Source organism: Salmonella sp. NW1250 (genome assembly GCF_051812965.1).
In the GTDB taxonomy this organism is placed as follows: domain Bacteria; phylum Pseudomonadota; class Gammaproteobacteria; order Enterobacterales; family Enterobacteriaceae; genus Salmonella; species Salmonella enterica.
Genome location: NZ_JAMNDD010000008.1, coordinates 75,588 through 92,864, shown reverse-complemented (window position 1 = coordinate 92,864; position 17,277 = coordinate 75,588). Strand labels below are relative to the sequence as shown.

Annotated in this window: 23 protein-coding genes; 14 read left to right on the top strand and 9 right to left on the bottom strand. The window is 53.7% G+C overall.

Annotated elements, in window-relative coordinates; genetic code table 11:
* The first annotated feature begins 181 nt into the window (after positions 1 to 181).
* A complete protein-coding gene (gene ispB, locus NBA72_RS15140) occupies positions 182 to 1,153 on the top strand; it encodes an octaprenyl diphosphate synthase (protein WP_001047354.1) in 972 nt (323 codons plus the stop codon).
* Positions 1,154 to 1,385: 232 nt separating this feature from the next.
* Positions 1,386 to 1,673, top strand: coding sequence for a DNA-binding transcriptional regulator SfsB (gene sfsB / locus NBA72_RS15135; RefSeq protein ID WP_000444167.1), 288 nt, complete (start codon positions 1,386 to 1,388; stop codon positions 1,671 to 1,673).
* Positions 1,674 to 1,731: 58 nt separating this feature from the next.
* Here sfsB and murA read toward each other — a convergent pair whose 3' ends face one another.
* The 7 genes from murA to mlaF form a co-directional block, all read right to left on the bottom strand.
* The gene (gene murA / locus NBA72_RS15130) at positions 1,732 to 2,991 is read right to left on the bottom strand and encodes a UDP-N-acetylglucosamine 1-carboxyvinyltransferase (RefSeq protein ID WP_000357288.1); all 1,260 of its coding nucleotides are present in this window, start codon (positions 2,989 to 2,991) and stop codon (positions 1,732 to 1,734) included.
* Positions 2,992 to 3,044: 53 nt separating this feature from the next.
* Positions 3,045 to 3,299, bottom strand: coding sequence for a BolA family iron metabolism protein IbaG (gene ibaG, locus NBA72_RS15125; protein WP_001518349.1), 255 nt, complete (start codon positions 3,297 to 3,299; stop codon positions 3,045 to 3,047).
* Positions 3,300 to 3,486: 187 nt separating this feature from the next.
* A complete protein-coding gene (gene mlaB / locus NBA72_RS15120) occupies positions 3,487 to 3,783 on the bottom strand; it encodes a lipid asymmetry maintenance protein MlaB (RefSeq protein ID WP_000188844.1) in 297 nt (98 codons plus the stop codon).
* Positions 3,783 to 4,418: a phospholipid-binding protein MlaC gene (mlaC, locus tag NBA72_RS15115; RefSeq protein WP_000476475.1), complete on the bottom strand. Its 636-nt coding sequence runs from the start codon at positions 4,416 to 4,418 to the stop codon at positions 3,783 to 3,785. Before mlaC ends, mlaB begins: the two co-directional genes overlap by 1 nt.
* Positions 4,419 to 4,436: 18 nt before the next feature.
* Positions 4,437 to 4,988 carry an outer membrane lipid asymmetry maintenance protein MlaD gene (gene mlaD, locus NBA72_RS15110; protein ID WP_001193591.1) on the bottom strand — a complete coding sequence of 184 codons (552 nt, stop codon included), beginning with the start codon at positions 4,986 to 4,988 and terminating at the stop codon, positions 4,437 to 4,439.
* A gap of 4 nt (positions 4,989 to 4,992) precedes the next feature.
* The gene (gene mlaE / locus NBA72_RS15105; RefSeq protein WP_000925786.1) at positions 4,993 to 5,775 is read right to left on the bottom strand and encodes a lipid asymmetry maintenance ABC transporter permease subunit MlaE; all 783 of its coding nucleotides are present in this window, start codon (positions 5,773 to 5,775) and stop codon (positions 4,993 to 4,995) included.
* 7 nt (positions 5,776 to 5,782) lie between these two features.
* Positions 5,783 to 6,595 (bottom strand): phospholipid ABC transporter ATP-binding protein MlaF, encoded by an 813-nt coding sequence (mlaF, locus tag NBA72_RS15100; RefSeq protein WP_000531566.1) that lies wholly within the window; start codon positions 6,593 to 6,595, stop codon positions 5,783 to 5,785.
* 212 nt (positions 6,596 to 6,807) lie between these two features.
* On the opposite strand from mlaF, the gene NBA72_RS15095 reads away from it, so the two are divergent.
* The 12 genes from NBA72_RS15095 to yrbL all read left to right on the top strand — a co-directional run bounded on the left by NBA72_RS15095 (position 6,808) and on the right by yrbL (position 15,650).
* Positions 6,808 to 7,785 carry a calcium/sodium antiporter gene (locus tag NBA72_RS15095; protein ID WP_000922736.1) on the top strand — a complete coding sequence of 326 codons (978 nt, stop codon included), beginning with the start codon at positions 6,808 to 6,810 and terminating at the stop codon, positions 7,783 to 7,785.
* Positions 7,786 to 7,798: 13 nt separating this feature from the next.
* Positions 7,799 to 8,785, top strand: a complete 987-nt coding sequence (gene kdsD, locus NBA72_RS15090; protein ID WP_000018619.1) for an arabinose-5-phosphate isomerase KdsD — start codon at positions 7,799 to 7,801, stop codon at positions 8,783 to 8,785.
* Between the two features lie 20 nt (positions 8,786 to 8,805).
* Positions 8,806 to 9,372 (top strand): 3-deoxy-manno-octulosonate-8-phosphatase KdsC, encoded by a 567-nt coding sequence (gene kdsC, locus NBA72_RS15085; protein ID WP_000030029.1) that lies wholly within the window; start codon positions 8,806 to 8,808, stop codon positions 9,370 to 9,372.
* Positions 9,369 to 9,944 (top strand): LPS export ABC transporter periplasmic protein LptC, encoded by a 576-nt coding sequence (gene lptC, locus NBA72_RS15080; protein ID WP_000047845.1) that lies wholly within the window; start codon positions 9,369 to 9,371, stop codon positions 9,942 to 9,944. The genes kdsC and lptC overlap by 4 nt, the downstream gene beginning before the upstream one ends.
* Entirely contained in the window at positions 9,913 to 10,467 is a 555-nt protein-coding gene (lptA, locus tag NBA72_RS15075; protein ID WP_000669770.1) for a lipopolysaccharide ABC transporter substrate-binding protein LptA, read from the top strand. Before lptC ends, lptA begins: the two co-directional genes overlap by 32 nt.
* A 6-nt stretch (positions 10,468 to 10,473) precedes the next feature.
* Positions 10,474 to 11,199, top strand: a complete 726-nt coding sequence (gene lptB, locus NBA72_RS15070; RefSeq protein WP_000224104.1) for an LPS export ABC transporter ATP-binding protein — start codon at positions 10,474 to 10,476, stop codon at positions 11,197 to 11,199.
* A 47-nt stretch (positions 11,200 to 11,246) separates the two neighbouring features.
* A complete protein-coding gene (rpoN, locus tag NBA72_RS15065; RefSeq protein ID WP_000809020.1) occupies positions 11,247 to 12,680 on the top strand; it encodes an RNA polymerase factor sigma-54 in 1,434 nt (477 codons plus the stop codon).
* 22 nt (positions 12,681 to 12,702) lie between these two features.
* Complete coding sequence (hpf, locus tag NBA72_RS15060; RefSeq protein WP_001176589.1) at positions 12,703 to 12,990, top strand: ribosome hibernation promoting factor; 288 nt, start codon at positions 12,703 to 12,705, stop codon at positions 12,988 to 12,990.
* Between the two features lie 117 nt (positions 12,991 to 13,107).
* Positions 13,108 to 13,599: a PTS IIA-like nitrogen regulatory protein PtsN gene (gene ptsN / locus NBA72_RS15055; protein ID WP_000609332.1), complete on the top strand. Its 492-nt coding sequence runs from the start codon at positions 13,108 to 13,110 to the stop codon at positions 13,597 to 13,599.
* Positions 13,600 to 13,644: 45 nt separating this feature from the next.
* Positions 13,645 to 14,499, top strand: a complete 855-nt coding sequence (gene rapZ, locus NBA72_RS15050) for an RNase adapter RapZ (protein ID WP_000243749.1) — start codon at positions 13,645 to 13,647, stop codon at positions 14,497 to 14,499.
* The gene (gene npr / locus NBA72_RS15045) at positions 14,496 to 14,768 is read left to right on the top strand and encodes a PTS phosphocarrier protein NPr (RefSeq protein WP_000216797.1); all 273 of its coding nucleotides are present in this window, start codon (positions 14,496 to 14,498) and stop codon (positions 14,766 to 14,768) included. The genes rapZ and npr overlap by 4 nt, the downstream gene beginning before the upstream one ends.
* A 249-nt stretch (positions 14,769 to 15,017) precedes the next feature.
* Entirely contained in the window at positions 15,018 to 15,650 is a 633-nt protein-coding gene (gene yrbL, locus NBA72_RS15040) for a PhoP regulatory network protein YrbL (RefSeq protein ID WP_042948683.1), read from the top strand.
* A gap of 74 nt (positions 15,651 to 15,724) precedes the next feature.
* On the opposite strand, the gene mtgA is transcribed toward yrbL, so the two are convergent.
* Together mtgA and elbB are read right to left on the bottom strand one after the other, a co-directional pair.
* Entirely contained in the window at positions 15,725 to 16,453 is a 729-nt protein-coding gene (mtgA, locus tag NBA72_RS15035; protein WP_000044646.1) for a monofunctional biosynthetic peptidoglycan transglycosylase, read from the bottom strand.
* The gene (elbB, locus tag NBA72_RS15030) at positions 16,450 to 17,103 is read right to left on the bottom strand and encodes an isoprenoid biosynthesis glyoxalase ElbB (protein WP_000719811.1); all 654 of its coding nucleotides are present in this window, start codon (positions 17,101 to 17,103) and stop codon (positions 16,450 to 16,452) included. Before elbB ends, mtgA begins: the two co-directional genes overlap by 4 nt.
* Positions 17,104 to 17,277: the final 174 nt, after the last annotated feature.

Sequence of the window (17,277 nt, the reverse complement as noted above, 5' to 3'; positions counted from 1 at the left end):
ACGCAAATTGCACGGCTTTGACAAGTGCTACCATCAATACATGAAGAAAAAAAACACAACGCATACGGTAACGTTTATCTGCGGCGTTTTTTCAGTACAATCAGGGTATATTTCTAACCATAAACCCTACGTTACCTCATTCAGACATGGGATAATCGGGGCGATAAGCCCGGCTTTTGCGATGAATTTAGAAAAAATCAACGAGTTAACCGCGCAAGATATGGCGGGTGTCAATGCGACAATCCTTGAACAGCTTAATTCCGACGTTCAACTGATTAATCAGCTAGGATATTACATTATTAGCGGCGGCGGAAAACGCATTCGTCCGATGATTGCCGTTCTTGCCGCGCGCGCGGTGGGTTATCAGGGTAACGCGCACGTGACTATCGCCGCTCTGATCGAGTTTATCCACACGGCGACGCTGCTACATGATGATGTGGTGGATGAATCCGATATGCGTCGCGGCAAAGCGACGGCAAATGCCGCTTTCGGTAATGCCGCCAGCGTGTTGGTCGGCGACTTTATCTATACCCGCGCCTTCCAGATGATGACCAGCCTCGGCTCGTTAAAAGTGCTGGAAGTGATGTCGGAAGCGGTCAACGTGATTGCAGAAGGCGAAGTGCTACAATTGATGAACGTGAATGACCCGGACATTACCGAAGAAAATTACATGCGGGTGATTTACAGTAAAACGGCCCGTCTGTTCGAAGCTGCCGCCCAGTGCTCCGGTATTCTCGCCGGTTGTACGCCTGAGCAAGAGAAAGGGTTGCAGGACTATGGCCGCTACCTTGGTACGGCTTTCCAGCTCATTGACGATCTGCTGGATTACAGCGCCGACGGCGAGCATCTCGGTAAAAATGTGGGTGATGACCTCAATGAGGGCAAACCCACCTTACCGTTGCTTCACGCCATGCGCCACGGTACGCCAGAACAGTCAGCGATGATCCGTACCGCTATTGAACAAGGTAATGGCCGTCATCTTCTGGAACCGGTTCTGGAAGCGATGACCACCTGCGGCTCGCTGGAATGGACGCGTCAGCGAGCGGAAGAAGAAGCCGACAAAGCGATATCCGCGTTGCAGATATTGCCGGATACCCCATGGCGTGAGGCGCTAATCGGTCTCGCACACATCGCGGTGCAGCGCGATCGTTAATGCCATTCTCTTATCCCGCGCACTGCGCGGGATATCCCATTAAGTTCTAATAAACTCCAGATACCCTATTGCCTGTCTTTTCGTATATTCATATACGGCTTCCCCTGGCATATTCTGAATATTGCCGCCACTTACATGAACTTTTTAGAACATTCCTTCACGAAGCGTTATAGTATCGAACGTCGTCGGGTTGTTAAAACCGTAAGTGATTAACCTAAGGAGTGATGGATGTATGGAAAGCAAGCTTATTGACTGGCATCCGGCCGATATCATTGCCGGACTACGTAAAAAAGGGACTTCAATGGCCGCTGAGTCACGTCGGAATGGATTGAGCTCATCCACGCTGGCCAATGCATTAACGCGCCCGTGGCCGAAAGGAGAGTTGATTATCGCGAAAGCATTGGGAACGGAACCCTGGGTTATTTGGCCATCGCGTTATCACGATCCGCGCACGCATGAGTTTATCGACAGAACGCGGCTTATGAGAGCGCGTAATAAAGACAAACAGAATGTAGAGTAAGTGCCTGTAAAACAACCCCCGCAATCGCGTTCGCGGGGGTTATTCAGCGTACAGAAGGTTATTCGCCTTTCACGCGTTCAATATTCGCGCCTAGCGCGCGCAGTTTGTCTTCGATGCGCTCATAACCGCGATCGATGTGATAAATACGATCCACAATCGTCGTGCCTTCCGCAATACAGCCCGCCAGCACCAGGCTCGCAGATGCTCGCAGATCTGTCGCCATGACCTGGGCGCCAGAGAGCGTTTCTACGCCATGGCATATGACGGTATTGCTTTCAATTTCCGCACGCGCGCCCATGCGGCTGAGTTCAGGCACGTGCATAAAACGGTTTTCAAAGACGGTTTCAGTGATAAAGCCCGTCCCTTCCGCCACCAGGTTCAGCAACGTGAACTGCGCCTGCATATCGGTCGGGAATGCCGGGTGTGGCGCGGTACGGACATTGACCGCCTTCGGTCGTTTGCCGTGCATGTCCAGACTAATCCAGTCCTCGCCCACTTCGATATCCGCGCCAGCATCGCGCAGTTTCGCCAGTACCGCGTCCAGAGTGTCCGGTTGCGCGTTACGGCAGAGGATTTTGCCGCGAGAGATCGCTGCCGCCACCAGGAAAGTCCCCGTTTCGATACGATCCGGCAGCACACGATAAACGCCGCCGCCCAGACGCTCTACGCCCTCGATCGTAATACGATCGGTGCCCTGCCCGGCGATCTTCGCCCCCAGCGTAACCAGGAAGTTAGCGGTGTCGACAATTTCCGGCTCGCGCGCGGCGTTTTCAATGATGGTCGTCCCTTCCGCCAGCGTAGCGGCGCACATAATGGTGACGGTCGCGCCGACGCTGACCTTATCCATCACGATATGCGCCCCTTTAAGACGTCCTTCGACGGAGGCCTTTACGTAGCCCTCTTCCAGCTTGATGGTCGCACCCAGTTGTTCCAGACCGGTAATATGCAGATCAACCGGACGCGCGCCGATAGTACAGCCCCCCGGCAGAGAGACTTGTCCCTGACCAAAACGGGCAACCAGCGGCCCCAGCGCCCATATCGAGGCGCGCATGGTCTTAACCAGATCATAAGGCGCGCAGAACACGTTCACCTGGCTGGCGTCAATGTGTACCGATCCATTGCGTTCCACTTTCGCGCCTAATTGGCTCAGGAGCTTCATCGACGTATCCACGTCTTTTAGTTTTGGAACGTTTTGGATCTCTACCGGTTCTTCTGCCAGCAGAGCGGCGAACAGGATCGGCAGCGCGGCGTTTTTGGCACCGGAAATTGTGACTTCGCCCTGGAGCGTCGTTGGCCCCTGTACACGAAATTTATCCATTATTGTATTCTCAGTTAAGCATTCATCTCCGCTACCGGCAGGTTACCCGTAGCTTAAAATCCGTTAAGTTTACGATCGCGCGCCCATTCCGCCGGGGTATATGCTTTGATCGATACGGCATGGATACGGTTGTCCGCAATGTACTCCATTAGCGGCCCATAGACCGTTTGCTGTTTCTTGACCCGGCTCATGCCGTCAAACATCTCGCCCACGGCAATAACCTGAAAGTGACTGCCATCGCCGGAGACGTGGACTTCCTGGAGGGAGAGGGCATTCATCAGCACACTCTGAATTTCATGATTTTCCATGGGTTCTTTATTCGTCAAATAGTGAAAACAGCCCAACATCTTAGAGCAAAGTCGCGCCGTCTTAAATAAGCAAAAGATTACGCTGATAAATCAGCGCGGTAAAAGTGCCGGATGGTGCTGCTAACGCAACTTATCCGGCCTACGGGGATCATGCGAAGTGTAGGCCGGATAAACCATCCGGCATTCATTACATACGGGGAAGTACGTCTTCGGGCAAGTTATATAATTGCGCCAGCGCGTAAACCTTGTCGTTAACGCCAGACAGCGACACGGCATTGCCCTGCTTTTTTGCCTGGTTCACAAGGTGCGCCAGCAGCGCCAGTCCCCCCGTATCTACCCTGGAGATCTGGCTCAGGTCGATACGGGTAACGCCAGTCATCGCTTCTACGCGCGCGTCCCATAGCGGCGCCAACACGTCCTGATCCAGCTCTCCCGCCAGCACCAGAGTGTCCGCCTCACGCGTCCAGGTGAGTTGCGGCGTCATTACTGTTTCTCGTCCAAAGTAATTTTCTGTTGAGAGATAGATTTCAGTTGTGCGGTCAGGCCGTCGATGCCTTTAGTACGCAGCAGATCGCTCCACTCATTTTGCTTGGTGGTGATCATGCTGACGCCTTCCGCAATCATGTCATACGCCTGCCAGTTGCCGGTCTGAGTGTTTTTGCGCCACTGGAAATCCAGGCGTACCGGCGGACGACCGTTGGGATCGATAATCGTTACACGGATAGGCACAATGGTCGCATCGCCCAGCGGTTGCTCAGGCGCTATCTGGTAAGTCTGACCGTGGTACATCGCCAGCGCCTGACCGTATGCCTGTTTCAGGTATTCGCGAAACGCTGCAAAATAGGCTTCACGCTGCGCCGGGGTCGCCTCTTTGTAGTAGCGGCCCAACACCAGCGCGCCGGCATATTTTACCTGCACGTACGGCAGAAGTTCCTGATCAACAACGTCTCGCAGGTAATCCGGATTGGCACGAATTTTCGGCTGTTCGTTTTTCAGGCGATCAAAAGTTTTCTGCGCCGCCTCGTTCATCAGTTTATAAGGATTGCTCTGATCCGCTGCCGTTGCTGCGCTTAATGGCGCAATGACCAGCAGGGCCACCATCATCAGTCGTTTAAACATGCCTCAATTCTCCTGAGATTATTTCGTTTCGCCCGCGGGCGTTGTGGCTTCAGTATGACCTTCCGTTGCGGCTGGCGCATCGCCAGAATTCTTATTGTCGTCGCCTTTGCTGTTATAAAGGAACTGGCCAATCATATCTTCCAGCACCATTGCAGACTTGGTGTCCTGAATCGTACTCCCATCTTTGAGGATAGACGTTCCCAGCTCAGGATCTTCAAAACCGACGTTTAATGCCAGATATTGCTCCCCCAGCAGCCCGGAAGTACGAATACTCAACGAGCTGGTATCGGGAATATGGTTATAACGCTCTTCGATGTCGAGCGTTACGCGCGGCAGGTATGTTTTCGGATCAAGCGAGATATCTTCAACCCGCCCGACAACCACCCCGCCGATGCGTACCGGGGAACGCACTTTCAGACCGCCGATGTTATCGAAGGTCGCATAAACCTTATAGGTCGGCTCCGTGCGCATAGAGGTCACATTTGCCGCCTTCAGGCAAACAAACAGCGCCGCCAGCAACGCTACCAGCAAAAAAACGCCTACCCAAATTTCATTTTTTTTCGTTTGCATGAACTCAATTCCCAAACATCAGTGCGGTCAGCACAAAATCCAGCCCCAGAACGGCCAACGATGCGTGAACCACGGTACGCGTCGTTGCCCGGCTAATCCCGGCAGAAGTCGGTATTGCGTCATAACCGTTGAATAACGCAATCCATGTTACCGTAATGGCGAACACCACGCTCTTTATCAGACAGTTCACCAGGTCCATACGCCAGTCGACGGCATTCTGCATCGCGGACCAGAAGAACCCGGCGTCGATTCCCTTCCAGCTTACGCCGACCAGCGAGCCGCCCCAGATACCGACCGCCACAAAGATAATGGTCAGTAGCGGCAATGAAATCACGCCCGCCCAAAAGCGCGGCGAAATCACCCGGCGCAATGGATCGACTGCCATCATCTCCATACTGGAGAGCTGCTCCGTCGCCCGCATCAGGCCGATTTCCGCCGTCAACGCCGACCCGGCCCGCCCGGCAAACAGCAACGCCGCGACCACCGGCCCCAGCTCGCGCAGCAGCGAAAGCGCCACTAACATGCCAAGACTGGTCTCCGCGCTGTAAGTGGTCAGAACCAGATAGCCTTGCAGCCCCAGCACCATACCGATGAATACGCCGGAGACAATAATGATAAGCATCGACAAGACGCCCACATTATAAAGCTGGCGCACCAGCAGCGGCGCATGTTTGCGAAACTCCGGCTTACCGATAATCGCATTGAATAACATTAACCCGGCGCGCCCGAACGTCCTGACGGTTTTGATCCCGCTGTGTCCGAGTGCTGCCAGCGCATTTAACAGCATGAGTGGCTTAACTCCCTGTTTCGAGTAAATCAAGGTGATAGTCGCCCGCCGGATAGCGGAACGGAACCGGCCCGTCGGCAATACCGTCAAGGAACTGACGCACGCGCGGGTCCGTATTCTCCTGCAACGCCTGAGCGCTACCGTGAGCGACGATTTTTTTGTCCGCCATGATCCAGGCGTGATCCGCAATACTGAGCACCTCTGGCACATCATGCGAGACCACCACGCAGGTCACGCCCAGCGCGCTGTTCAATTCTGAAATCAGCTTCACCAGAACGCCCATGGTAATCGGGTCCTGGCCGACAAACGGCTCATCGAACATGATGAGATCCGGTTCCAGAGCGATGGCGCGCGCCAACGCGGCGCGGCGCGCCATCCCACCGGAGAGCTCGGAAGGCATCAGTTTTGCCGCGCCGCGCAGCCCGACAGCTTCCAGTTTCATCATCACGACGCTTTTTAGCAGCGGCGCGGGTAAATTGGTGTGCTCCCGTAGCGGATAGGCCACATTGTCAAACACGTTCATGTCGGTAAACAGCGCTCCCGACTGAAACAGCATACTCATACGTTTACGGACGGTGTAGAGCCGCGAACGGGACATGGCCGGCACATTCTCGCCATCAAATAAGATCTCGCCCTTATCCGGCGGGATCTGTCCGCCAATCAGGCGCAACAGCGTGGTTTTACCGATGCCCGACGGCCCCATGATCGCCGTGATCTTCCCGCGCGGCACCGTCAGGGAAATATTATCGAAAATGCAGCGTTCGCCACGGGAAAAGCTGACGTCGCGCATATCGACTAAATTGGCCGCAGACTGACCCATTGATTCATCCTTCGTATTGCCTTGTTGAGGTAACCATGGCGCTGAATTTAACCATGGGTTCGACATAATTACAGAATATTAACTGACAGGGTTAGCGAAAGCTGGCATTCGTTTTACTTTTTAGCCGCATAAAGTCAAAATTAGGACTTCGTTACGGCTTCCAGATATCCCTTCCAGGGGACCGGCGAGTATACCTGAAGAAAGGACTTTAGATGCTTTTAGCGATGGCGCTACTCATAATTGGTTTGCTTCTGGTGGCCTACGGCGCCGATCGTCTGGTGTTTGCGGCCTCTATTTTATGCCGTACATTCGGTATTCCCCCGCTGATCATCGGGATGACGGTCGTGAGTATCGGCACCTCGCTGCCGGAAATTATTGTGTCGGCCGCCGCATCGCTACACGGTCAGCTCGATTTGGCCGTCGGCGCGGCGCTCGGTTCTAACATCACCAATATTTTGCTGATCTTAGGGCTGGCGGCGCTGGTTCGTCCATTTACCGTGCATTCCGATGTTTTACGTCGCGAATTGCCATTAATGTTATTTGTTAGCGTGGTAGCCGGTTCCGTACTGCATGACGGACAGTTAAGTCGCAGTGATGGTATCTTTCTCCTGCTTCTGGCTGTGCTATGGCTGTTATTCATTGTTAAAATCGCGCGTCTGGCCGAACGCCAGGGGAATGACAGCCTCACCCGCGAACAACTGGCGGAGCTACCGCGCGAAGGCGGGCTCCCCGTCGCGTTCTTATGGCTGGGCATTGCGCTGGTCATCATGCCGATGGCGACGCGCATGGTAATCGATAACGCTACGGTGCTGGCGAACTATTTCGCCATGAGTGAATTAACGCTCGGTCTGACAGTCATCGCCGTCGGCACCAGTCTGCCAGAGCTGGCGACGGCGATTGCCGGCGTGCGAAAAGGCGAAAATGATATTGCCGTTGGTAATCTCATTGGCGCCAATATTTTTAATCTCGCCATCGTGCTGGGACTACCTGCGCTGATCGCGCCGGGAGAGATCAACCCGCTGGCGTTTGGGCGTGATTATAGCGTGATGTTGCTGGTTAGCGTGGTTTTCGCTTTACTTTGCTGGCGGCATCCGCGTCAGATTGGTCGGGGCGCAGGTATACTGCTGACCGGCGGGTTTATCGTATGGCTGGCGATGCTCTATTGGCTATCGCCACTTCTTGTTGGATAACTGGAAACGGATTATGTCGCATTTAGCGTTGCAACCGGGGTTTGACTTTCAGCAGGCAGGCAAAGAGGTCCTGGAAATTGAACGTGAAGGCCTGGCGGAGCTTGATCAATATATCAACCAGCATTTCACGCTGGCCTGTGAAAAAATGTTCAACTGCACCGGAAAAGTGGTGGTCATGGGGATGGGGAAATCCGGCCATATCGGACGGAAAATGGCCGCCACCTTCGCCAGTACCGGCACCTCTTCCTTTTTTGTACATCCGGGCGAAGCCGCGCACGGCGATTTGGGGATGGTTACGCCGCAGGATGTGGTTATCGCTATCTCCAACTCCGGCGAATCCAGCGAGATCGCGGCGCTAATACCGGTGCTTAAACGTCTGCACGTACCGTTAATTTGCATTACCGGGCGACCGGAAAGCAGCATGGCGCGTGCGGCAGATGTGCATCTGTGTGTTAAAGTGCCCAAAGAAGCGTGTCCGTTAGGCCTGGCGCCTACCACTAGTACCACCGCAACGCTGGTGATGGGCGACGCGCTCGCCGTGGCGTTGTTAAAAGCGCGCGGCTTTACCGCCGAGGATTTCGCTCTGTCGCATCCTGGCGGCGCGCTGGGACGTAAGCTACTGCTGCGCGTAAGCGATATTATGCATACTGGCGATGAAATCCCGCATGTTAATAAACATGCCACCCTGCGTGATGCGCTGTTAGAAATTACGCGTAAAAATCTCGGTATGACCGTCATTTGCGATGAATCCATGAAGATCGACGGTATCTTCACCGACGGCGATTTACGTCGCGTGTTCGATATGGGCGGCGATATGCGCCAGTTGGGGATCGCCGAGGTGATGACGCCAGGGGGCATTCGCGTGCGTCCCGGTATTCTCGCTGTCGATGCGCTGAATTTAATGCAGTCCCGCCATATCACCTCCGTACTGGTTGCTGATGGCGACCAGTTACTCGGTGTGTTACATATGCATGATCTCCTGCGTGCAGGCGTCGTGTAGAAACTCAAGGATAATTAACGATGAGTAAAGCAGGTGCGTCGCTTGCGACCTGTTATGGCCCCGTCAGCACCCATGTCATGACCAAAGCGGAGAATATCCGCCTGCTCATCCTGGACGTGGATGGCGTATTGTCTGACGGCCTGATTTATATGGGCAATAACGGCGAAGAGCTGAAGGCTTTCAACGTTCGTGACGGCTATGGTATTCGCTGTGCTTTGACCTCCAATATCGAGGTTGCCATTATTACCGGACGAAAGGCTAAACTTGTAGAAGATCGCTGCGCCACGCTGGGGATTGTCCATCTTTATCAGGGACAGTCGAATAAGCTGATCGCCTTTAGCGATCTGCTGGAAAAACTGGCCATTGCGCCGGAAAATGTTGCCTATGTCGGCGATGATCTGATTGACTGGCCAGTGATGGAAAAAGTGGGGTTAAGCGTTGCCGTTGCGGATGCGCATCCGCTGCTGATCCCCCGCGCTGACTATGTGACGCACATTGCCGGCGGGCGCGGCGCGGTACGTGAGGTGTGCGATTTGCTGCTGCTGGCGCAGGGCAAGCTGGATGAGGCCAAAGGGCAATCGATATGAGTAAAACCAGACGTTGGGTTATCATTCTACTGTCGCTGGCCATTCTGGTACTGATTGGTATCAATCTGGCGGATAAAGACGATCCTGCTGCCGTGATGGTCAACAGCAACGATCCCACGTATAAAAGCGAGCATACGGATACCGTCGTGTACAGTCCGGAAGGCGCGTTGAGCTATCGTCTGATCGCGCAGCACGTTGAATATTTTTCCGATCAGGCGGTCTCATGGTTTACGCAACCGGTATTAACCACCTTTGATAAGGATAAAGTGCCGACATGGTCGATCAAGGCCGATAAAGCCAAATTGACTAACGATCGGATGCTCTATCTGTATGGCCATGTTGAAGTCAACGCCCTGGTGCCTGACGCTCAATTACGCAGAATTACCACCGATAACGCGCAGATTAATCTGGTGACGCAGGATGTTACCTCGAACGATCTGGTGACGTTATACGGCACAACATTTAACTCCAGCGGACTGAAAATGCGCGGTAACTTACGCAGCAAGAACGCCGAGCTGATTGAAAAGGTTAGAACCTCTTATGAAATTCAAAACAAACAAACTCAGCCTTAATCTTATGCTTGCCGGCTCGCTGCTGGCCGCCAGCATTCCGGCCTTCGCCGTCACGGGCGATACCGAACAGCCTATTCATATTGACTCGGATCAACAGTCGCTGGATATGCAAGGCAACGTCGTGACCTTTACGGGCAACGTGGTAATGACCCAGGGCACGATTAAGATCAACGCCGATAAAGTCGTGGTTACCCGCCCTGGCGGCGAACAGGGGAAAGAGGTGATCGACGGTTACGGCAATCCGGCCACCTTCTACCAGATGCAGGACAACGGTAAGCCGGTGAAAGGCCACGCTTCCCATATGCATTACGAGCTGGCGAAAGATTTTGTGGTGCTGACCGGCAACGCTTATCTGGAGCAGCTTGACAGCAACATTACCGGCGACAAAATCACCTACCTGGTGAAAGAGCAGAAAATGCAGGCCTTCAGCGAGAAAGGCAAACGCGTCACCACCGTTCTGGTGCCGTCGCAGTTGCAAGACAAAAACAAAGGCCAGACTCCGGCGCAAAAGAAGAGTAACTAATTCGTTATGGCAACATTAACTGCAAAGAATCTGGCGAAGGCCTATAAAGGCCGTCGCGTAGTGGAAGATGTCAGTCTGACCGTTAACTCCGGGGAGATTGTCGGGCTGCTCGGTCCAAACGGCGCGGGTAAAACCACCACCTTTTATATGGTCGTCGGTATCGTGCCGCGTGACGCAGGCAATATCATCATCGATGATGAAGATATCAGTCTGCTGCCGCTGCACGCGCGCGCGCGCCGCGGTATCGGCTATTTGCCGCAGGAAGCCTCTATTTTCCGCCGTCTCAGCGTATTTGATAACCTGATGGCGGTACTGCAAATTCGTGACGATTTGACCGCAGAACAGCGAGAAGACCGCGCCAACGAGCTGATGGAAGAGTTTCATATCGAGCATCTGCGCGACAGCATGGGACAGGCGCTGTCCGGTGGTGAACGCCGTCGTGTAGAAATAGCCCGCGCGTTGGCCGCTAATCCCAAATTTATCCTGCTGGATGAACCCTTTGCCGGCGTTGACCCGATTTCCGTTATCGACATCAAACGCATTATCGAGCATCTGCGCGATAGCGGGCTCGGCGTGCTGATCACCGACCATAACGTCCGTGAGACGCTGGCAGTCTGTGAACGCGCCTATATCGTGAGCCAGGGCCACCTTATTGCCCACGGTACGCCGACAGAAATCCTGCAAGACGAACACGTTAAGCGTGTATATCTTGGGGAAGACTTCAGACTCTGATAGGGTAGAGGGCTATGCTGCTCTAGCGGGAGAAAACGACTCTGAATATGAAGCAAGGTTTGCAACTCAGGCTTAGCCAACAACTGGCGATGACGCCTCAGCTACAACAGGCCATCCGTCTGTTGCAGTTGTCTACGCTGGAACTTCAGCAGGAACTCCAGCAAGCGCTGGAAAATAACCCGCTGCTTGAGCAAACCGATCTTCATGACGAAATCGACACTCAGCAACCTCAGGATAACGATCCTCTCGATACCGCCGACGCGCTCGAACAAAAAGAGATGCCGGAAGAGCTGCCGCTTGACGCCAGTTGGGATGAAATTTACACCGCCGGGACGCCGTCCGGCCCCAGCGGCGATTATATCGACGATGAGCTGCCCGTCTATCAGGGCGAAACGACGCAGTCGTTGCAGGATTATCTGATGTGGCAGGTTGAGCTAACGCCCTTCTCGGATACCGATCGCGCTATTGCGACATCCATTGTCGACGCGGTAGATGATACCGGCTATCTCACCGTATCCCTGGATGAAATTCGCGAAAGCATGGGCGATGTAGAAGTGGATCTCGATGAGGTTGAAGCCGTCCTGAAGCGCATTCAGCGTTTTGATCCGGTAGGCGTCGCGGCAAAAGATCTTCGCGACTGTCTGCTGATCCAGCTTTCACAATTCGACAAATCCACGCCGTGGCTGGAAGAGGCGCGGCTTATTATCTGCGATCACCTTGATCTGCTGGCCAACCACGATTTCCGCACGTTGATGCGCGTTACCCGACTAAAAGAAGAGGTGCTGAAAGAGGCGGTAAACCTGATTCAGTCGCTCGATCCCAGACCCGGTCAATCGATCCAGACCGGCGAGCCGGAGTACGTTATCCCGGATGTGCTGGTACGCAAGCATAACGGTCGCTGGACGGTGGAGCTTAATAGCGACAGTATTCCCCGTTTACAGATTAACCAGCACTATGCCGCCATGTGCAATAGCGCGCGCAACGATGCCGACAGCCAGTTCATCCGCAGTAATTTACAGGATGCGAAATGGCTGATAAAAAGCCTTGAAAGCCGCAACGACACGCTGCTGCGCGTCAGTCGCTGCATCGTCGAGCAACAGCAAGCCTTTTTTGAACAGGGCGAAGAATATATGAAACCGATGGTACTGGCGGATATCGCCCAGGCCGTCGAGATGCACGAATCCACCATATCCCGCGTGACCACGCAGAAGTATCTGCACAGCCCGCGCGGTATTTTTGAACTCAAATATTTCTTTTCCAGCCACGTCAATACCGAAGGCGGAGGCGAAGCCTCTTCCACCGCGATTCGCGCGCTGGTGAAGAAGTTAATTGCGGCGGAAAACCCCGCGAAACCACTGAGCGACAGCAAGTTAACCTCTCTGCTGTCAGAACAAGGTATCATGGTGGCGCGCCGCACTGTTGCGAAGTACCGAGAGTCTTTATCCATTCCGCCGTCAAACCAACGCAAGCAGCTGGTTTGACCCAACCGATAAGGAAGACACTATGCAGCTCAATATCACCGGACATAATGTCGAAATTACTGAAGCCCTGCGTGAATTTGTGACGACAAAATTCGCCAAACTTGAACAGTATTTTGAGCGGATTAATCAGGTATACGTGGTGTTGAAAGTGGAGAAGGTCACGCACATCTCGGATGCGACGCTACACGTTAACGGCGGCGAAATTCACGCCAGCGCGGAAGGCCAGGATATGTATGCCGCCATTGACGGCTTGATTGATAAACTGGCAAGGCAGTTAACCAGGCATAAAGATAAACTGAAACAACACTAATTGTCCGGGCAGTTAGCCAGTGCAGGACGGCCTGTTGTGTGACACAACGGGCCATTTGTACAGTTAGCGCTCCGAACCTGGCCATCAACCTGACAGGACAGGTTCTTAGGTGAAATTATGATAAATAACGATACGACTCTACAACTGAGCAGTGTACTTAACCAGGAGTGTACGCGTAGCGGCGTTCATTGTCAGAGTAAGAAACGCGCGCTGGAAATCATCAGCGAACTGGCGGCAAAACAGCTCAGTTTACCTCCTCAGGTCGTGTTTGAAGCCATTCTGACACGCGAAAAAATGGGCAGTACCGGTATTGGTAATGGTATCGCCATCCCGCACGGGAAACTGGAAGAAGATACCTTACGCGCCGTCGGCGTGTTCGTTCAGCTCGAAACGCCAATCGCGTTCGACGCCATCGATAACCAGCCGGTCGATCTCCTCTTCGCCCTGCTGGTGCCCGCCGATCAAACTAAAACGCATCTGCACACGCTGTCGCTGGTGGCGAAACGTCTGGCGGATAAAACGATCTGCCGCCGCCTGCGCGCGGCGCTGAATGATGAAGAGCTGTATCAAATCATTACTGACACCGAAGGTGAGCAGAATGAGGCATAACAACTCAATGGCATTTCTTTCTGTCGTTGTGAGGAGAAACGGTACATGGTACTGATGATCGTCAGCGGGCGTTCCGGATCAGGTAAATCTGTCGCTCTGCGCGCGCTGGAAGATATGGGATTTTACTGCGTGGATAACCTCCCCGTCGTGCTGTTGCCCGATCTGGCGCGAACGCTGGCCGATCGCCAGATTTCCGCCGCCGTCAGCATTGATGTGCGCAATATGCCTGAATCACCTGAGATTTTTGAACAGGCGATGAATAATCTGCCTGGCGCTTTCTCGCCGCAATTGCTGTTTCTTGATGCCGACCGCAATACCTTGATTCGCCGCTACAGCGACACGCGCCGTTTGCATCCGCTTTCCAGCAAAAATCTTTCTTTAGAGAGTGCGATCGATAAAGAGAGTGACTTGCTGGAGCCGTTACGCTCACGTGCGGATCTGATCGTCGACACTTCAGAAATGTCCGTCCATGAGCTGGCGGAGATGCTGCGTACCCGGCTGTTGGGCAAACGCGAGCGCGAACTGACGATGGTATTTGAGTCCTTCGGCTTTAAACATGGTATCCCGATTGATGCGGACTATGTGTTTGATGTCCGCTTTCTGCCCAACCCGCACTGGGATCCAAAACTGCGCCCCATGACCGGGCTTGATAAGCCGGTAGCCGCGTTTCTTGACCGACACACAGAAGTTCACAATTTTATCTATCAGACTCGCAGCTATCTTGAGCTATGGTTACCGATGCTGGAGACCAACAACCGCAGCTACCTTACCGTCGCTATCGGTTGTACCGGCGGGAAACACCGTTCGGTGTATATTGCAGAACAGCTGGCAGACTACTTCCGCTCGCGCGGTAAAAATGTCCAGTCTCGCCATCGCACGCTGGAAAAACGCAAAACATGACCGTAAAGCAAACTGTTGAAGTCACCAATAAGCTGGGCATGCATGCCCGGCCTGCCATGAAGCTTTTCGAACTGATGCAGGGTTTTGACGCCGAGGTGCTATTACGCAATGACGAAGGCACCGAAGCGGAAGCAAACAGCGTCATCGCGCTGTTAATGCTCGACTCCGCCAAAGGGCGTCAGATTGAAATTGAAGCCACCGGCCCGCAAGAAGTTGAAGCGCTGGCGGCGGTTATCGCGCTGTTCAATTCCGGCTTTGACGAAGACTAAACCTCCCCCTCTATACCTTATTTCCCCCAACGCCGTCCCGGTATTTGATGACAGTCACCCCCAAAACCGGGCGTGTTACGCCTGCCTGCCACTTGTCCCGCAGCCCCACCCTTTCGTAAGATTTGTACATTTCGTGCGCTTTACCTATGCATAAAAACATTAAGAAAACCTTAAAAAATTTCGTTTAGGTTTTGTTTAAGTTCTTTGTCCATACTAAATTTATGTGAATAAATTTTTCCAGGACTTGCCATGATCTTCTTATCCGAACAGACTCCGCTGGGCGCCGGTCGACATCGTAAATGCTATACGCATCCGGATAATGCCCGGCGTTGCATAAAAGTCATTTACAACCGTGACCACGGCGGTGATAAAGAGATTCGGCGTGAACTGAGCTACTATGCGCATCTGTCTCGCTACCTGACAGACTGGAGCGCTATCCCCCGTTATTACGGCACGGTAGAAACCGATTGCGGCACTGGCTATGTCTACGACATGATTACAGATTTCAACGGCGCGCCCTCTATTACCCTGACCGAGTTCGCCGCGCAATGTCGTTATGAAGAGGATGTCGCTGTCCTGCGGCGGCTACTGAAAAAACTGAAACGTTACCTGCTGGATAACCATATTGTGACGATGTCGCTGAAGCCGCAAAACATCCTGTGCCAGCGTATCAGCGAGTCAGAAGTGGTTCCGGTGGTTTGCGACAATCTGGGGGAAAGTACCTTTATCCCGCTGGCAACCTGGTCAACATGGTGCTGTGAACGCAAACTGGAGAGAGTGTGGCAGCGGTTTATCGCCCAGCCTGCGCTGACCGTTGCCCTGGAGAGGGGCGCGCAGCCAAAAGACAAGAAACGGCTGGCGCTTACTTCTCACGAAGCTTAATGGCCTGTACTTATCAGGCCTGGACGACACAGATCGCAGGCCGGATAAGGCGTTCGCGCCGCCAATCGGCAAAATTAATTAAGCTGGTTGCGCGTCATAAAAGATTCCCCGCCCAGTTGGCGCATCTGGCGCATAATCCACGCCTGCCGGCTACGCACATAGCCGGAAGGCGCATTCGCCTTATAGCGTAACGGATTTGGCAATACCGCCGCCAGCAACGCGGCTTCAGACATACTCAAGCGACTGGCAGGTTTATGAAAATACCGTTGCGCCGCAGCCTCCACGCCGAAAATACCATCGCCAAACTCCGCGATATTCAGATAAACCGTGAGGATGCGCTTTTTGCTCCAGACAGTTTCAATGCCCAGCGTTAGCCCGGCCTCCAGACCTTTGCGCAGCCAACTGCGTCCATCCCATAAAAAGAGATTTTTCGCCGTTTGCTGCGAAAGCGTAGAGGCGCCGCGAATACGGCTCTCATTCCGCTCATTATGCGCCAGCGCTTTTTCAATCGCCGGAACATCAAAGCCCCAGTGCTCAGGGAACTTCTGGTCTTCCGCCGCAATTACCGCCAGCCCCATCCACGGCGAGATATCCGCCATACTGACCCAGTCAGAATGCGCCACATAACCGAACTCTCCGCCGAGCCAGGCGCTAATCTGCCGTTCCGCCATCACCGCCGAAAAAGGCACCGGAACCACGCTAAACAGCGCAATGCCGCCGCCCCAAAAGACGGCGAGCGCAGCAAGGATACGTAAAAGTAGACGGCGCAAAAACGTTAACGGCGCGATGCGTCGTTTGCTCATTCCGCCAGAACCAGCACGCGCGACACTAATTTATCAATGCCGCTTGCCGCCTGGGCGATATCCTGCGCCAGCATATAGGCAGGGGTGGTCACGACCTTGTTATCCTCGTCCACAACGATATCATCAACCGGGCAAGGTACGTGTTCGGCGCCCATCTCTTCAAGTACTTCAGCGGTATCAATATCCGTCCCTATTGTTAGACGTAGCGGGAAGTCAAAGATTTTCGGCAACATTGCGGGCGCGATACAGATGAATCCCAGCGGCTTGCCGGACTGGTGCATGGCCTTCGCCAGCGCGACGACATCGCTATCCACCCGGCATTCGCTCCCCTGGCTGGCGAAATTACTCAGGTTCTTCGCCGCGCCGAAACCACCAGGCACAATGAGCGCATCCAGTTCCTCTGGTTGAGCCTGGGACAGGGGACGAATATCGCCCCGCGTAATACGCGCCGCCTCAATCAGGACGTTACGCGTTTCCGCCATCGCTTCGCCGGTCAGGTGATTAATAACATCCGCTTGTGGTTTATCCGGCGCGAAGCAGACAGCCTGCGCGCCGCTGCGGGCAATGGCCAACAGCGTCAGAACGGCCTCATGAATTTCGGCGCCGTCATAGACGCCGCATCCGCTGAGCACTACGCCAATTTTTTTCATGGTGAACATCCTCCTGCAACCGACTCAAGCCCATTAATAATTTTGATTAAAATGCTACGCTTCACACATTTAAATGATTCATGTAACAAATCATTTAGGATTTGCTATCTTAACTGCGTGCGGCCTGAAAACAGGACTGCGCCTTTGACATCATCATAATAAGCACGGCGCAGC

Bases quoted from the DNA above. Each gene is read 5' to 3' on its own strand.
- ispB (WP_001047354.1), top strand. From the start codon at position 182: ATGAATTTAGAAAAAATCAACGAGTTAACCGCGCAAGATATGGCGGGT.
- sfsB (WP_000444167.1), top strand. From the start codon at position 1,386: ATGGAAAGCAAGCTTATTGACTGGCATCCGGCCGATATCATTGCCGGA.
- murA (WP_000357288.1), bottom strand. From the start codon at position 2,991: ATGGATAAATTTCGTGTACAGGGGCCAACGACGCTCCAGGGCGAAGTC.
- ibaG (WP_001518349.1), bottom strand. From the start codon at position 3,299: ATGGAAAATCATGAAATTCAGAGTGTGCTGATGAATGCCCTCTCCCTC.
- mlaB (WP_000188844.1), bottom strand. From the start codon at position 3,783: ATGACGCCGCAACTCACCTGGACGCGTGAGGCGGACACTCTGGTGCTG.
- mlaC (WP_000476475.1), bottom strand. From the start codon at position 4,418: ATGTTTAAACGACTGATGATGGTGGCCCTGCTGGTCATTGCGCCATTA.
- mlaD (WP_001193591.1), bottom strand. From the start codon at position 4,988: ATGCAAACGAAAAAAAATGAAATTTGGGTAGGCGTTTTTTTGCTGGTA.
- mlaE (WP_000925786.1), bottom strand. From the start codon at position 5,775: ATGCTGTTAAATGCGCTGGCAGCACTCGGACACAGCGGGATCAAAACC.
- mlaF (WP_000531566.1), bottom strand. From the start codon at position 6,595: ATGGGTCAGTCTGCGGCCAATTTAGTCGATATGCGCGACGTCAGCTTT.
- NBA72_RS15095 (WP_000922736.1), top strand. From the start codon at position 6,808: ATGCTTTTAGCGATGGCGCTACTCATAATTGGTTTGCTTCTGGTGGCC.
- kdsD (WP_000018619.1), top strand. From the start codon at position 7,799: ATGTCGCATTTAGCGTTGCAACCGGGGTTTGACTTTCAGCAGGCAGGC.
- kdsC (WP_000030029.1), top strand. From the start codon at position 8,806: ATGAGTAAAGCAGGTGCGTCGCTTGCGACCTGTTATGGCCCCGTCAGC.
- lptC (WP_000047845.1), top strand. From the start codon at position 9,369: ATGAGTAAAACCAGACGTTGGGTTATCATTCTACTGTCGCTGGCCATT.
- lptA (WP_000669770.1), top strand. From the start codon at position 9,913: ATGAAATTCAAAACAAACAAACTCAGCCTTAATCTTATGCTTGCCGGC.
- lptB (WP_000224104.1), top strand. From the start codon at position 10,474: ATGGCAACATTAACTGCAAAGAATCTGGCGAAGGCCTATAAAGGCCGT.
- rpoN (WP_000809020.1), top strand. From the start codon at position 11,247: ATGAAGCAAGGTTTGCAACTCAGGCTTAGCCAACAACTGGCGATGACG.
- hpf (WP_001176589.1), top strand. From the start codon at position 12,703: ATGCAGCTCAATATCACCGGACATAATGTCGAAATTACTGAAGCCCTG.
- ptsN (WP_000609332.1), top strand. From the start codon at position 13,108: ATGATAAATAACGATACGACTCTACAACTGAGCAGTGTACTTAACCAG.
- rapZ (WP_000243749.1), top strand. From the start codon at position 13,645: ATGGTACTGATGATCGTCAGCGGGCGTTCCGGATCAGGTAAATCTGTC.
- npr (WP_000216797.1), top strand. From the start codon at position 14,496: ATGACCGTAAAGCAAACTGTTGAAGTCACCAATAAGCTGGGCATGCAT.
- yrbL (WP_042948683.1), top strand. From the start codon at position 15,018: ATGATCTTCTTATCCGAACAGACTCCGCTGGGCGCCGGTCGACATCGT.
- mtgA (WP_000044646.1), bottom strand. From the start codon at position 16,453: ATGAGCAAACGACGCATCGCGCCGTTAACGTTTTTGCGCCGTCTACTT.
- elbB (WP_000719811.1), bottom strand. From the start codon at position 17,103: ATGAAAAAAATTGGCGTAGTGCTCAGCGGATGCGGCGTCTATGACGGC.